The 13572-nt window shown below is 66.6% G+C and carries 14 protein-coding genes and 1 pseudogene; 4 read left to right on the top strand and 11 right to left on the bottom strand.

What is annotated here, in order from left to right; all coding sequences use genetic code 11:
* A pseudogene (locus DSD19_RS08300) lies at window positions 1-463 on the top strand (acetyl-coenzyme A synthetase); the annotation flags it as partial.
* Between the two features lie 96 nt (window positions 464-559).
* On the opposite strand, the gene DSD19_RS21755 reads toward DSD19_RS08300, so the two are convergent.
* The 8 genes from DSD19_RS21755 to DSD19_RS08335 form a co-directional block, all read right to left on the bottom strand.
* The gene (locus DSD19_RS21755; protein WP_158272331.1) at window positions 560-706 is read right to left on the bottom strand and encodes a hypothetical protein; all 147 of its coding nucleotides are present in this window, start codon (window positions 704-706) and stop codon (window positions 560-562) included.
* Between the two features lie 158 nt (window positions 707-864).
* Entirely contained in the window at window positions 865-1851 is a 987-nt protein-coding gene (locus tag DSD19_RS08305; protein ID WP_075786088.1) for an ABC transporter substrate-binding protein, read from the bottom strand.
* A gap of 38 nt (window positions 1852-1889) precedes the next feature.
* Entirely contained in the window at window positions 1890-2732 is an 843-nt protein-coding gene (locus tag DSD19_RS08310) for an ABC transporter permease (RefSeq protein WP_113669239.1), read from the bottom strand.
* Entirely contained in the window at window positions 2729-3604 is an 876-nt protein-coding gene (locus tag DSD19_RS08315) for an ABC transporter permease (RefSeq protein WP_113669240.1), read from the bottom strand. Before DSD19_RS08315 ends, DSD19_RS08310 begins: the two co-directional genes overlap by 4 nt.
* Window positions 3597-3797, bottom strand: coding sequence for a hypothetical protein (locus DSD19_RS08320; RefSeq protein ID WP_075786091.1), 201 nt, complete (start codon window positions 3795-3797; stop codon window positions 3597-3599). Before DSD19_RS08320 ends, DSD19_RS08315 begins: the two co-directional genes overlap by 8 nt.
* Window positions 3790-4569 carry an ABC transporter ATP-binding protein gene (locus DSD19_RS08325; RefSeq protein WP_243627829.1) on the bottom strand — a complete coding sequence of 260 codons (780 nt, stop codon included), beginning with the start codon at window positions 4567-4569 and terminating at the stop codon, window positions 3790-3792. The genes DSD19_RS08320 and DSD19_RS08325 overlap by 8 nt, the downstream gene beginning before the upstream one ends.
* A gap of 103 nt (window positions 4570-4672) precedes the next feature.
* Entirely contained in the window at window positions 4673-6127 is a 1455-nt protein-coding gene (hydA, locus tag DSD19_RS08330; RefSeq protein WP_113669242.1) for a dihydropyrimidinase, read from the bottom strand.
* Between the two features lie 88 nt (window positions 6128-6215).
* On the bottom strand, window positions 6216-7466 hold the full coding sequence (locus DSD19_RS08335) for a Zn-dependent hydrolase (RefSeq protein WP_113669243.1): 1251 nt from the start codon (window positions 7464-7466) through the stop codon (window positions 6216-6218).
* A gap of 201 nt (window positions 7467-7667) precedes the next feature.
* Between DSD19_RS08335 and DSD19_RS08340 the strand changes: the two genes are divergently transcribed.
* A complete protein-coding gene (locus DSD19_RS08340; RefSeq protein ID WP_113669244.1) occupies window positions 7668-7952 on the top strand; it encodes a hypothetical protein in 285 nt (94 codons plus the stop codon).
* Window positions 7953-8037: 85 nt separating this feature from the next.
* Here DSD19_RS08340 and DSD19_RS08345 read toward each other — a convergent pair whose 3' ends face one another.
* A complete protein-coding gene (locus DSD19_RS08345; RefSeq protein WP_113669245.1) occupies window positions 8038-9366 on the bottom strand; it encodes an aspartate aminotransferase family protein in 1329 nt (442 codons plus the stop codon).
* A gap of 241 nt (window positions 9367-9607) precedes the next feature.
* On the opposite strand from DSD19_RS08345, the gene DSD19_RS08350 reads away from it, so the two are divergent.
* Complete coding sequence (locus DSD19_RS08350) at window positions 9608-10222, top strand: TetR family transcriptional regulator C-terminal domain-containing protein (protein ID WP_113669246.1); 615 nt, start codon at window positions 9608-9610, stop codon at window positions 10220-10222.
* A 162-nt stretch (window positions 10223-10384) separates the two neighbouring features.
* On the top strand, window positions 10385-10681 hold the full coding sequence (locus DSD19_RS21415; RefSeq protein WP_133260388.1) for a hypothetical protein: 297 nt from the start codon (window positions 10385-10387) through the stop codon (window positions 10679-10681).
* A gap of 1 nt (window position 10682) precedes the next feature.
* Here DSD19_RS21415 and preA read toward each other — a convergent pair whose 3' ends face one another.
* Together preA and DSD19_RS08360 are read right to left on the bottom strand one after the other, a co-directional pair.
* Window positions 10683-12002: an NAD-dependent dihydropyrimidine dehydrogenase subunit PreA gene (preA, locus tag DSD19_RS08355; protein ID WP_113669247.1), complete on the bottom strand. Its 1320-nt coding sequence runs from the start codon at window positions 12000-12002 to the stop codon at window positions 10683-10685.
* 3 nt (window positions 12003-12005) lie between these two features.
* On the bottom strand, window positions 12006-13346 hold the full coding sequence (locus DSD19_RS08360) for an NAD(P)-dependent oxidoreductase (RefSeq protein ID WP_113669248.1): 1341 nt from the start codon (window positions 13344-13346) through the stop codon (window positions 12006-12008).
* Window positions 13347-13572 lie beyond the last annotated feature (226 nt).

Here is a 13572-nt window from a genome sequence, read left to right on the forward strand (position 1 = left end):
CTTCTCGGGCGACGGCTGCCGCCGCGATGCGGACGGCTATTACTGGGTGACGGGCCGGGTCGATGACGTGATCAACGTCTCGGGCCACCGGATGGGCACGGCCGAGGTGGAATCGGCGCTGGTGGCGCATCAGGCGGTCGCCGAGGCCGCGGTGGTGGGCTACCCGCACGAAATCAAGGGTCAGGGCATCTACGCCTATGTGACGCTGATGAACGGGGTCGAGGCGACGGAAGAGCTTCGCAAGGAGCTGGAGAAATGGGTCCGCACCGAGATCGGCCCGATCGCCAAGCCCGACATCATCCAGTGGGCCCCGGGCCTGCCCAAGACCCGCTCGGGCAAGATCATGCGCCGCATCCTTCGCAAGATCGCCGAGAACGATTTCGGCTCCCTCGGAGACATCTCGACGCTCGCCGACCCTTCGGTCGTCGACGAGCTCATCAATAACAGGATGAACACGGACTGATCCGCGCCCCGAAGGTTCTGAAAGAAAAGGGCCGGTGGTCATCCACCGGCCCTTTTCCTTTCGAATGACGCCCCGGCCTCCGGCCGCGAAGGCGTTTCAGCACCCGGGCGCCGTGACCGTCGCCATGTCGCTGATGGTGCTCACACCCGGTTCGCATTCCTCGGGCTCCTTGGCACAGCCCGCAAGCACCGCCACCAGACCGATCCCAAGCAGCAGTCCCTTGACCTTCGTGATGTTCCGCATTGCTCTCTCCCTTCCTCGGCGGGTGTCCCGACCCGCCGAAACTGAACTACACCGTTCAGTAAAACACATCCTTGATTCCGATCAAGACAGGCGGAGGCCCGGCCACCGCGTCATCGCGGCGCGCCGGGACCCGCCCGGCCTGCATATGGCCGCGCCGTCTAGTTCAGCGCGGCATCGGTGACGACATGGGTCCAGGCGCCCTCGGGTTCCCTTGTGATGACCGGGTCCGACCCGCCTGCCAGCAGCGTATCGACCGTGCGCCGGTAATCCTCGGGATCGAGCGCGCCATTAGAGCCCGCGGTCAGCTTGGCGACCTCGCCCATCATGCGGATCTGGTGCGTTTCGGTCTGGGCCCCGGTCTCGTCATGGTCGAGCACGATCATCGCGGCCTCTTCGGGATTGGCCTCGGCCCATTTCCAGCCTTTCATCGAGGCCCGCACGAAGCGCACCAGCTTGTCGACCTCGGCCGGATCGGCCAGCTTTTCTTCCAGAACGTACAACCCGTCTTCCAGCGTGGCCACGCCCTGATCCTCGTATTTGAACGTGATCAGTTCCTCGGGCGCGATGCCTGCGTCGATCACCTGCCAGTATTCGTTATAGGTCATGGTCGAGATGCAGTCGGCCTGCTTTTGCAACAGCGGATCGACGTTGAAGCCCTGTTTAAGCACCGTCACGCCGCCGTCGGTCCCGTCGGTCGGAATGCCCAGATGCGCCATCCAGCTGAGGAACGGATATTCATTGCCGAAGAACCAGACGCCCAGCGTGCGGCCCGGGAAATCCTCGGGGCTGGCGACGCCGGTTTCCTTCAGGCAGGTCAGCATCATGCCCGAGGACTTGTAGGGCTGGGCGATGTTGACGATGGGCAGCCCCTTTTCGCGCGCGGCCAGCGCCGAGGGCATCCAGTCGATCATCACATCGGCGCCGCCGCCCGCGATGACCTGGCTCGGCGCGATGTCGGGTCCGCCGGGCTTGATGGTCACCTCGAGGTCTTCCTCGTCGTAAAAGCCCTTGTCGAGCGCCACGTAATATCCCGCGAACTGGGCCTGGGTCACCCATTTGAGCTGCAGCGTGACCTCGTCGGCCGCTTGCGCCGCCCCGGTCCCCAGAAGAAGCGCGGCCAGCGCCCCCGTCAGTTTCACGTCCATCCTTACCTCCTGTGGGGTCATTCGCCCCTTGCTTGTTGTCAAAGGCCCCGCTGCGACGGGTGCCAGAAGGTGACGGCGCGTTCGCACGCCGCCACCGCGCCGTAAAAGGCGGACCCGGCCAGGGCCGCCACGGCGATCTCGGCCCAGACCATGTCAAGCGCGAGACGCCCGACCTCGGTCGAGATCCGGAAGCCCATGCCCCGGATCGGGCTGCCGAAGAATTCGGCCACGATGGCCCCGATCAGGGCCAGCGTGGTGGCGATCTTCAGCCCGTTGAAGATGAAGGGCATGGCCGCGGGCAACCTCAGCTTGGTCAGCGTCTGCAGGTAGCTTGCGGACCAGGTCTTCATCAGATCGCGCTGCATCGCATCGGCCGAAGCCAGCCCCTGCAGCGTGTTGACCAGCACCGGGAAGAACACCATGACGACGACCACCGCCGCCTTCGACTGCCAGTCGAAGCCGAACCACATCACCAGGATCGGCGCGGTGCCGATGATGGGCAGGGCCGCAATGAAATTGCCGACCGGCAGCAGCCCCCGTTGCAGGAAGGGCGAGCGGTCGATGGCGATGGCGCTCAGCACCCCCGCGCCGCAGCCCAGCACATAGCCCGACAGCGCGCCCTTGACGAAGGTCTGGACGAAATCGGCCCAGAGCACCGGCAGGCTGGTCGCGATCCGCGCCCCGATGGCCGAGGGCGGCGGCAGGATCACGCCGGGCACGTTCAGCCCGCGCACGAGCCCCTCCCAGACCACCAGCAGGGTCAGACCGAAAAGGGCCGGCATAAAGAGGCCCAGCGAACGCGTATTGCGCAGCCGCGCCAGCCGCACATTCAGCGCCCAGGCAGCGACCCAGAAGCCAAGCGCGCCGAGAACCCAGGTCATCGCGCCATCCCCATCCGTTTCAGCGTGATCCGCTGCGCGAGCCCGACCAGCCCGACCAGCAGCGCGGCCAGGATCGCGGCCCCGAAAAGCGCGCTCCAGATCTGCACGGTCTGACCGTAATAGCTGCCCGCCAGCAGCCGCGCGCCAAGGCCCCGGATCGCGCCCGTAGGCAACTCGCCCACGATGGCGCCGACGAGGCTCGCGGCCATCGCGACCTTCAGCGAGGTAAAGAGATAGGGCATCGAGGACGGCCAGCGCAGTTTCCAGAAGACCTGACCCGCGCGCGCGCCCCAGGTCTTCATCAGGTCCAGATCCATCGCATCGGGGCTGCGCAGCCCCTTCACCATGCCGACCGCGACCGGGAAGAACGACAGATAGGCCGAGATGATGGCCTTGGGCACCAGCCCGGTGATGCCGATGGAATTCAGCACCACGATGATCATCGGCGCGATGGCCAGGATCGGGATGGTCTGCGAAGCGATGGCCCAGGGCATCACGCTGCGGTCCATCGCGCGGTTATGAACGATGCCCACCGCCAGCAGGATGCCCGCGCCCGCGCCGATGGCAAAGCCCAGCAACGCGGCCGACAGCGTGACCCAGCCGTGATAGATCAGGCTGCGCTTGGAAAAGGCCCGCCCCTCCAGCGCCATTGCCCCGGTCGTCTTCCAAAGCTCGGCCCCCACCTGATGCGGCGCGGGCAGCTTGGGGCGCTCTTGCTGCAGCGTGTCGGACACGATCTGGCTGACGGTCAGCTCCTGCCCCGCGCGCGCCGCCTGATCGAGCGTCCAGCGCGCGTTCAGCGCCACCGCCGCCCCGTACCAGAGCGCGAGGATCGCCAGAACCACCGTCAGGATCGGCAGAACGCTACGCATCGCGCCGCCCCTTGCGGGCCAGCCGCCGCGCCAGCAGGTGCATGCCCCAGACCAGAGGCGCCAGGATCAGAAGGAAAAGCCCCCAGCCCAGCACCGGCACCGCCATCACCGACGGCGCGAAGACCCAGACCAGCAGAACCGCCAGCCACAGCCCGGCCAGCCCCGCCCCTGTCAGACGCTGTTTCCTAGTCATAGGCATGCCCCGCGCGCAGCCCCTCGCGGACGCGATGGGCGATTTCCAGAAATTCCGGCGTGTCGCGAATGTCGAGCGGCCGCTCTTTCGGAAGCGGGCTGTCGATCACATCGGCGATCCGCCCCGGACGCGGGCTCATCACCACGATCTTCGTGGACAGATAGACCGCCTCGGGGATCGAATGGGTGACAAACAGGCAGGTCTTGCCGGTCCGCGCCCAAAGCGCCAGAAGCTGTTCGTTCAGATGGTCGCGCACGATTTCGTCGAGCGCACCGAAGGGTTCGTCCATCAGCAGGATATCGGCATCGAAGGCCAGCGCGCGGGCAATGCTGGCCCGCTGCTGCATGCCGCCCGACAACTGCCAGGGATACTTGTTGCCGAAGCCCGCCAGATCGACGAGTTCCAGCACCTTCTGCACCCGCGCCGCCTGCTCGGCCTTCGGATAGCCCATGATCTCCAGCGGCAGCCGGATGTTGCGCGCAATCGTCCGCCAGGGGTAAAGCCCCGCCGCCTGGAACACATAGCCATAGCTGCGTTCCTTGCGGGCATTGTCGGGGCTCATCCCGTTGACGCTCAGGCTGCCGCCGGTCGGATGTTCAAGCGCCGCGACACAGCGCAGGAAGGTGGTCTTGCCGCAGCCCGAAGGGCCGATGAAACTCACGAACTCGCCGCGCCCGACATCGAGCGACACATCGCTCAATGCCTGCACGGGCCCGTCGCCGGTCTGGAACACCAGATCGACGTTTTCTGCCTTGATGACCGGTGTCTTCACGTCACGTCCCTTGCCTGCGGGGCGCGCGCGCATGCGGCCCCGCCCCTCACATCCGGGCGCGAGGATCCCCCGCGCCCGCCCTCTCGCAAAGGGGGCCGTCGCGTCAGACGCCGCTGGCCGGAATGCCCGCCCGCTCGATGGCCCGCGGCGCGGTCAGCGCCTTCCAGGATGACAGCGCCCTGTTGACCGCGCCGTTCGGCGGGCGCTTGACGAATTCGCCCCAGCCTTCCTGAGGCTTCATCTCGCCATCGGCGACGGCGACGCGGCCACGGGTCAGGGTGTAGCGCGGCAGGCCCTTGACCTGCTTGCCCTCGAAGACGTTGTAATCGATGGCCGATTGTTGACCCGTGGCGCTGATCGTCTTGGTCTTCTCGGGGTCCCAGACGACCAGATCGGCGTCCGCGCCGACCAGCACCGCGCCCTTGCGGGGATAGACGTTCAGGATCTTGGCGATATTGGTCGAGGTCACCGCAACGAATTCGTTCGGCGTGATCCGCCCGGTGCCGACGCCATAGGTCCAAAGCATCGGCAAACGGTCCTCAAGCCCGCCGGTGCCGTTCGGGATCTTGGTGAAATCGCCCACCCCATAGCGTTTCTGATCGGTGGTGAAGGCGCAATGATCCGTTGCCACGCAGGACAGCGAGCCCGAGGCCAGCCCCGCCCAGAGGCTGTCCTGATGCTGGCGGTTACGAAAGGGCGGCGACATCACGCGGCGCGCCGCATGGTCCCAGTCGGCGTAGAAATATTCGCTTTCATCGAGCGTCAGATGCTGGATCAGCGGCTCGCCCCAGACCCGCTTGCCCTGCATCCGCGCGCGCCGGATCGCCTCGTGGCTTTCCTCGCAGGAGACATGCACCACGTAAAGCGGCACCCCCGCCATGTCGGCGATCATGATCGCGCGGTTGGTGGCCTCGCCCTCGACCTGGGGCGGGCGCGAATAGGCATGGGCCTCGGGGCCGGTATTGCCCTCGGCCAGCAGCTTCGCCGACAGCTCGGCCACCACATCGCCATTCTCGGCATGCACCAGCGGAATGGCTCCCAGCTCGGCGCAGCGGCGGAACGAGGCGAACATCTCGTCGTCGTTCACCATCAGCGAGCCCTTGTAGGCCATGAAATGCTTGAAGGTGGTGATGCCGCGCTCGTTCACCACCGTTTCCATCTCGTCGAAGACCTGCTTGTCCCACCAGGTGATCGCCATGTGGAAGGAATAGTCGCAATGCGCCCGGGTGGACTTGTTGTCCCACATCTTCAGCGCGTCGAGCAGCCCCTGCCCGGGCGAGGGCAGCGCGAAATCGACGACCATGGTGGTACCGCCCGCCAGCGCCGCGCGCGTGCCCGACTCGAAATCGTCCGAGGAATAGGTGCCCATGAAGGGCATCTCCAGATGGGTATGCGGGTCGATCCCGCCCGGCATCACATAGCAGCCGGTGGCATCCAGCACCTCGTCGCCCGAAAGATCGGGCCCGATCTCGACGATCTTTCCGCCCTCGATCAGCACATCCGCCCCATAGCTCAGATCGGCGGTGACGATGGTGCCGTTCTTGATAACCGTGCTCATGTCTTACTCCCTGTCAGGCTCTGCGGCCCATTTCTTCTTGGAAAAATACCCCGGGGGGTCTCGGGGGGCAGGGCCCCCCGGCCTTGGCTCAGCCGACGACCTCTGCCGTTTCCAGCACCGCGTGGCAGAGCACCTCCGCCCCGGCCGTGGCCCAGTCCTTCGAGATGTCCTCGGCCTCGTTATGCGACAGCCCGCCGACACAGGGGCACATGATCATGGTGGCGGGCGCCACCCTGGCGGCCCAGCAGGCGTCATGTCCCGCCCCGGACACGATATCCATATGCGAATAGCCCAGCTTCTCGGCCGCATTCCGGACCGTGCCCACCAGCTCGGGGGTGAAGGTGACGGGGTCGAAATGGCCCACCGGTTCGACCGAACAGCCGACGCCCAGATCTTCGCAGATCGCCGCCGCGCGGGCCTCGATCTCGGCCCGCATCCGGTCGAGCTTGGCCAGATCGGGGGTACGGATATCGACGGTGAAGACCACGGTGCCCGGCAGCACGTTGCGGGAATTGGGCGAGAACTGCATCTGCCCCACCCCGCCCACGGCATCGGGCTGGGCCGCCATCGCGACCTCCTGCACCATCTCGAAGATGCGCGCCGCGGCCAGCCCTGCATTGACCCGCATCGCCATCGGCGTCGAGCCGGTATGCGCCTCGCGCCCGGTCAGGGTGAATTCCAGCCACCACAGCCCCTGGCAGTGGGTGACGACCCCGATCTCCTTGCCCTCGGCCTCGAGGATCGGGCCCTGCTCGATATGCAGCTCGTAATAGGCATGCATCTTGCGCGCGCCGACCTCTTCCTCGCCCTTCCAGCCGATCCGGGTCAGCTCGTCGCCATAGCTGAGCCCCTCCAGATCCTTGCGCGCATAGGCATAGTCGAGGCTGTGCACGCCCGCGAAGACGCCCGAGGCCAGCATCGCGGGGGCAAAGCGCGCGCCCTCCTCGTTGGCCCAGTTGGTCACGACGATGGGATGCTTCGTCCTGATCCCCAGATCGTTCATCGTGCGCACCGCTTCCAGCGCGCCCAGAACCCCCAGCACCCCGTCATATTTCCCGCCGGTGGGCTGGGTGTCGAGATGGCTGCCCACATAGACCGGCAGCGCATCCGGGTCCTCGCCCGGGCGGGTCGCGAACATCGTCCCCATCTGGTCGACGCCCATCGTCAGGCCGGCCGCCTCGCACCAGCTCTGGAACAGGGAGCGGCCCTCGGCATCGGCATCGGTCAGCGTCTGGCGGTTGTTGCCGCCCGCGACACCGGGGCCGATCTTCGCCATTTCCATCAGGCTGTCCCAGAGCCGGTCGCCATTGATGCGCAGATTCTCACCTGGGGCTGTCATCGTTCTTACCTCACCTGTCATTCCGTCTTGCCGTCAGTCCCTTGGCGCGACCGCCCGCCCGTCCGGGGCGGGTGCGGCGTCAGGGACAATATTCTTCGTCTGTCCGGCGGTTACATTTGGGCGTCCCGCATCCGCGGGGCGTTTCCTCATCCGGCCGGGCCTTCGCCCGGCATTCACAATTCCCGTCGGGAGGACGTGACCTTGGAAATTCTGAAAGACCAATTCAAATGGATGCTGGGCCTCGTGGCCCTGATCGGCGTGTTCGGGCTCGGCTACGAGCTGAACAAGGCCGATCCCGACCCGAAAGCCGGGACCGAAGCCGACGTCGCGGCGGTCGCGGACCCGGCCGCCGACCCCGTGGCCGAGGCGGTGGAACCGGTCGAAGCCGCGACCGAGACTGCTGCGGTCGAAGCCGTGGCTGAAACCCCGGCCGAGGCCCCTGCCGAAGCCGCCCCGGCGGAGACCGCCGAAGCTCCCGCCCAATAAGCGCGCAGCGGTCCCCGCCGAGCCGGGACCAGCCGCAGCCTTTGCGCCCGCCGGTCCGCTCCGGCGGGCGCGCTGCTGGAAAGGCTCAGTCCAGCGCCTTGAGAACATCGGTCAGCTTGCCGAAAAGTTCGTCGATCTGGGCCTTGTTGATCATCAGGGGCGGCGACATAGCGATGATGTCGCCGGTGGTCCGGATCATCAGGTTCTTCTCGAAGGCGTTCAGGAAGGCGGTGAAAGCCCGCTTGGTCGGCTCGCCCGCAATCGGTTCCAGTTCGACCGCGCCGATCAGGCCCATGTTGCGGATGTCGATCACATGCGGCAGGCCCTTCAGCGCATGCAGCGCATCCTCCCAATAGGGCGCAAGCGCTGCGGCATTCTCGAAAAGCCCCTCTTCGCGATAGGTTTCCAGCGTCGCAAGCCCCGCGGCCGAGGCGATCGGGTTTCCGGAATAGGTATAGCCGTGGAAGAACTCGATCATGTGCTCGGGGCCCTGCATGAAGGCGTCATGCACCTCGGCGGTGGTCAGCACCGCGCCCATCGGGATCACCCCGTTGGTCAGGCCCTTGGCGGTGGTCATCATGTCGGGCATCACCCCGAAATGTTCGGCCGCGAAGGACGAGCCCAGCCGCCCGAACCCGGTGATGACCTCGTCGAAGATCAGCAGGATCCCGTGTTTCTTCGTGATCGCGCGCAAGCGTTCCAGATAGCCCTTGGGCGGCAACAGCACGCCGGTCGAACCCGCCATCGGCTCGACGATCACCGCGGCGATGGTCTCGGCGCCATGCAGCGCCACGATCCGTTCCAGCTCGTCCGCGAGATGCGCGCCATGTTCGGGCTGGCCGCGGGTAAAGGCATTCTGGTCCGGCAGATGGGTATGCGGCAGGTGATCGACGCCGGTCAGCAGGCTGCCGAACATCTTGCGGTTGGTCACGATCCCCCCGACCGAGATGCCGCCGAAGTTCACCCCGTGATAGCCGCGCTCGCGCCCGATCAGGCGGGTGCGCGCACCGTCGCCCCGCGCCCGGTGATAGGCGATGGCCATCTTCAGCGCGGTCTCGACCGATTCCGACCCGGAATTGGTGAAGAAGACATGATCCATTCCCTTCGGCGCCATGTCGCGCAGGGCGCTGGCCAGTTCGAACGCCTTCGGGTGGCCCATCTGGAAGGCCGGCGCATAGTCAAGCTCGGCCGCCTGCTTCTGGATCGCCTCGGTGATCTTCGGCCGGCAATGGCCCGCGTTGCAGCACCACAGCCCCGCCGTACCATCCAGCACCTGGCGGCCGTCGGCGGTGCGGTAATACATGCCTTCAGCGCCCACCAGCATCCGCGGCGCCGTCTTGAATTGCCGGTTCGCGGTGAACGGCATCCAGAAAGCCGACAGGTCGTTGGGACCGGAATTGCGATCGAGCGCCATGGGGGACCCCCTTGAATTATGGCCCTTCGCCCGCGCAAAGGCGAAAGGCCCAAAACATTTGACCAAACGGTCAGGGACACGCTAGCAGAGGTCGGGAACCAGTCAAGCGGACGGCCCCGGCCCCGGCCCGAGTCGTTCTCGCAGTGTCCGACCGACTGGCGATTTTCGCCCTGGAATGATGGGATTTTGCGCAACCTATGGAAAGTGGAATTAACGGATCAGGCAAATTCCGGTGGCGCGCATGACCGACCACCCGCCCCGGACCCGGATCCAGCAGCGGAATCGCGAGACCATTCTGGGGGCGGCGCTGGAGGTGTTTTCGCAGCACGGATTTCGCGGGGCGACGCTGGACCAGATCGCGCAGGCCGCGGGCCTGTCGAAGCCGAACCTGCTGTACTATTTCCCCTCGAAAGAGGCGATGCACGAGGCCTTGCTGGCGGGGCTGATGGATACCTGGCTCGCGCCGTTGCGCGCGCTTGACCCCGGCGGCGAGCCGCTCGACGAGATCCTGGGCTACGTGCACCGCAAACTGTTGCTCAGTCGCGATTTTCCGCGCGAAAGCCGGCTTTTCGCCAACGAGATCCTGCAAGGCGCCGAACGGATCCGGCCGACCCTTGAAGGCGAGTTGAAAACCCTGGTCGACCAGACCGCCGCGGTGATTGCCGGCTGGGCCCGCGAGGGCCGGATCGCGCCGGTCGATCCCTATCACCTGATCTTCTCGATCTGGGCGCTGACCCAGCATTACGCCGATTTCGACGTGCAGGTCCGGGCGGTGCTGGGCGGGGGCAAGGACGATCCGTTCGACGGCGCCGACCGCTATCTGGCGACCCTGTTCCGCCGCTTGCTGACCCCCTGACGAGGCGCGGCGGGGCGTTAACCTTGAGATCAGAAACCTGCCGCCGGGATCTTCTCAAGTCCCCCGGTCTCGTGCATATTTCCTGATGGTGGTGGGGGCCTGAGCTGGAGCTTGGGTGAAATGCAATTTATCGCTCCCATTTCGGTGGGAGGCGCGCACGATGTGGCGCCTACCATTGTCGCCCCTGCGGCGCCGACGGCGCCGGTGGCTGCCGCCGGATCTGGCGGCGGTGCAAGCCAGACCCGTTCGGAAACCGGCCAACGCGGCCAGACGCCGATACGTCAGGAATTTCCTGCGCCCGATCCCGACCGTCCTGCCGGGCCGCCGCCCGCCTTCGATACGACGCCGCTTCAGCTTGAAGCCGAGCGGCGCCAGAACGAAGCGTCCGTCTTCTGGCGGGTCGAGATGGCCGGGGACACGTCCGAGCCGGCCCCGCGCCAGCTTGACATAGAAGTCTGACCTACTCCAACCCCTGTTCCGCGGCGCTTTTTCGCCCGGGATTGTTGGGGTGGGTCGTCCAGTTGGCATATCCCGCCGGGACCTCTGTTCCGGTGCGCGGGTCTATTTCGCCCGGCGCCAGCTGACGCATCTCGATGCAGCCCTCTACCGGGCAGACGTCGACGCAAAGATTGCAGGCCACACACTCTTGGTCCTTCACCACGAACGACCGGTCCGCCGTCATCTCGATGGCCTGATGGCTGGTATCCTCGCAGGCGGCATAACAGCGGCCGCATCTGATGCAGGTCTCGGCGTCGATCTGCGCCTTGGCGATGTAGTTGAGGTTCAGATACTGCCAGTCGGTCACGTTCGGCACCGCCATGCCGACGAAGTCCTCAAGCCGCGCATGGCCCTTGCGGTCCATCCAGTCCGACAACCCCGCGATCATTTCCTGCACGATCCGGAAGCCGTAGGTCATCGCCGCAGTGCAGACCTGCACATTGCCCGCCCCCAGTGCCATGAACTCGGCCGCGTCCTTCCAGGTGGTCACCCCGCCGATGCCGGAAATCGGCAGCCCCCGGGTCGCCGGGTCGCGGGCGATCTCGGACACCATGTTCAGCGCGATGGGTTTGACCGCCGGGCCGCAATAGCCGCCATGGGTGCCCTTGCCATCGATGGTGGGCTCGGGAGCCATCAGGTCCAGATCGACCGAGGTGATCGAGTTGATGGTGTTGATGAGGCTGACCGCATCGGCGCCCCCCTTATGGGAGGCACGGCTGGCCAGGCGGATATCGGTGATGTTGGGCGTGAGCTTCACGATCACCGGCATCCGGGTCATCTGCTTGCACCAGCGGGTGACCATCTCGACATAGTCGGGCACCTGCCCCACGGCCGAGCCCATGCCGCGTTCGCTCATCCCGTGCGGACAGCCGAAGTTCAGCTCGACCCCGTCGGCGCCGGTTTCCTCGACCCGCGCGAGGATGCGCCTCCAGGCCTCTTCCTCGCAGGGCACCATCAGCGACACCACCAGCGCCCGGTCGGGATAGTCGCGCTTGACCGTCGTGATCTCGCGCAGGTTCACTTCCAGCGGCCGGTCGGTGATCAGCTCGATATTGTTCAGCCCCAGAAGCCGCCGGTCGGCGCCGTAGATCGCGCCGTAGCGCGGGCCGTTGACGTTCACGACCGGCGCGCCGTCCTCGCCTAGCGTCTTCCAGACCACGCCGCCCCAGCCCGCCTCGAAGGCGCGACGCACGTTATACTCCTTGTCGGTCGGCGGCGCCGAGGCCAGCCAGAACGGGTTCGGGCTTTTGATGCCCACGAAATCGCAGGAAAGATCGGCCATGGATCAGCCCTCCGCCATCAGCGTTGCGTGAATGTCCTCGGCGGCGTCGCGGCCCTCGGCCACCGCCGTCACCGTCAGATCGTCGCCCCCGGTGGCGCAGTCGCCCCCGGCCCAGACGCCGCTCATCGAGGTGCGGCCCGGCCCGGTCACCGCGATCTTGCGCCCCGAAAGCGCGATCCCCTCGGGCGCCCCCTCAAGCTTCTGCCCGATGGCCTTGAAGACCTGATCGGCCCGTATCCGGAAGGTCTCGTCCGTCAGTTCCAGCCCTGTCTCGGTCTCGCGGGTATAGGCGAATTCCACCGCCTCGACCGCTCCGTCGCCCAAGAGACGCAGCGGCGCCGCGCCGGTGACGATCCGCACGCCCTTGGAACTGGCCAGATGCTGTTCCTCTTCCGAGGCGCCCATCGCCGCGCGGCCCCTCCGATAGACCATGGTGACGGATTCCGCCCCCAGAAGCTTTGACTGCACCGCCGCGTCGACCGCCGTCATGCCGCCGCCGATCACCACGACATGGCGCCCGACCGGAATGGTCGACAGATCCTCGGCCTGGCGCAGCCGGGCGATGAAATCGACCGCATCCACCACCTGCGCCTTCTCTTCGCCCTCGGCCCTGAGCGCGTTGACGCCGCCCAGCCCGATCGCGAGGAAGACCGCATCATGGCCCGCGCGCAGATCGTCCAGCGTCATGTCGCGGCCCAGCGCCTTGCCGTTCGTGACAGCGATTCCGCCGATCCCCATCAGCCAGGCGACCTCGGCCTGGGCATAGTCGTTGACGGTCTTGTAGGCCGCGATGCCGTATTCGTTCAGCCCGCCCGCCTTGGGCCGTGCGTCGAATAGCTGCACCTCATGACCCTTCATCGCCAGCCGGTGCGCACAGGCCAGCCCCGCAGGCCCCGCGCCGACCACGGCGATCCGCCGCCCCGTCGGCGCCGCGCGCATGAAGGGGTGGCCCTCGCGCGTCATCAGCGTGTCGGTGGCAAAGCGCTGCAACCGCCCGATCTCGACCGGGCGGGCCTCGGCCGTCATCCGCACGCAGGCCTCCTCGCACAGCTGTTCGGTCGGGCAGACCCGCGCGCACATGCCGCCGAGGATGTTCTGTTCGAAGATCGTCCGCGCCGCTGCGGCAGGCGCCCCGGTCGCGATCTCGCGGATGAACAGCGGGATGTCGATGGCGGTGGGACAGGCCGTGACGCAAGGCGCATCATGGCAGAAATAACAGCGATCCGCGGCAACCGCGGCCTCATGCGCGGTCAGCGGCGGCGCCTTGTCGGCGAAGTTCCGGGTATAGTCGTCTGGCTGCAGACGCCCGGGAACGACGCCCGGGGTCAGTGGCGAATTGGCCATTCCGGCCCTCCCTGTCTTCTTGTCTTTGGGCGAGCCTGCCACACGGCCAGATTTTATCAAAAGGTAAATTATCGGCGCCGCCCTTTTGCCCTATTTCCGGGCCGCGACCGGACCGGGAGCCCAAGAAAAGGGCAGCCCCGGTTTCGCCGCGCGGGCCTCCGCGCGCCCGACCGGACCCCGCCGACCCCGCCCTGCGGGCCCCATCCGCCGGGGACCCGTCGGTCGG

Origin of the sequence: Rhodovulum sp. BSW8, from assembly GCF_003314725.1 — a bacterium.
GTDB classification, from domain to species: Bacteria; Pseudomonadota; Alphaproteobacteria; order Rhodobacterales; family Rhodobacteraceae; genus Rhodovulum; species Rhodovulum visakhapatnamense.

Bases quoted from the DNA above. Each gene is read 5' to 3' on its own strand.
- DSD19_RS21755 (WP_158272331.1), bottom strand. From the start codon at position 706: ATGCGGAACATCACGAAGGTCAAGGGACTGCTGCTTGGGATCGGTCTG.
- DSD19_RS08305 (WP_075786088.1), bottom strand. From the start codon at position 1,851: ATGGACGTGAAACTGACGGGGGCGCTGGCCGCGCTTCTTCTGGGGACC.
- DSD19_RS08310 (WP_113669239.1), bottom strand. From the start codon at position 2,732: ATGACCTGGGTTCTCGGCGCGCTTGGCTTCTGGGTCGCTGCCTGGGCG.
- DSD19_RS08315 (WP_113669240.1), bottom strand. From the start codon at position 3,604: ATGCGTAGCGTTCTGCCGATCCTGACGGTGGTTCTGGCGATCCTCGCG.
- DSD19_RS08320 (WP_075786091.1), bottom strand. From the start codon at position 3,797: ATGACTAGGAAACAGCGTCTGACAGGGGCGGGGCTGGCCGGGCTGTGG.
- hydA (WP_113669242.1), bottom strand. From the start codon at position 6,127: ATGAGCACGGTTATCAAGAACGGCACCATCGTCACCGCCGATCTGAGC.
- DSD19_RS08335 (WP_113669243.1), bottom strand. From the start codon at position 7,466: ATGACAGCCCCAGGTGAGAATCTGCGCATCAATGGCGACCGGCTCTGG.
- DSD19_RS08345 (WP_113669245.1), bottom strand. From the start codon at position 9,366: ATGGCGCTCGATCGCAATTCCGGTCCCAACGACCTGTCGGCTTTCTGG.
- DSD19_RS08350 (WP_113669246.1), top strand. From the start codon at position 9,608: ATGACCGACCACCCGCCCCGGACCCGGATCCAGCAGCGGAATCGCGAG.
- preA (WP_113669247.1), bottom strand. From the start codon at position 12,002: ATGGCCGATCTTTCCTGCGATTTCGTGGGCATCAAAAGCCCGAACCCG.
- DSD19_RS08360 (WP_113669248.1), bottom strand. From the start codon at position 13,346: ATGGCCAATTCGCCACTGACCCCGGGCGTCGTTCCCGGGCGTCTGCAG.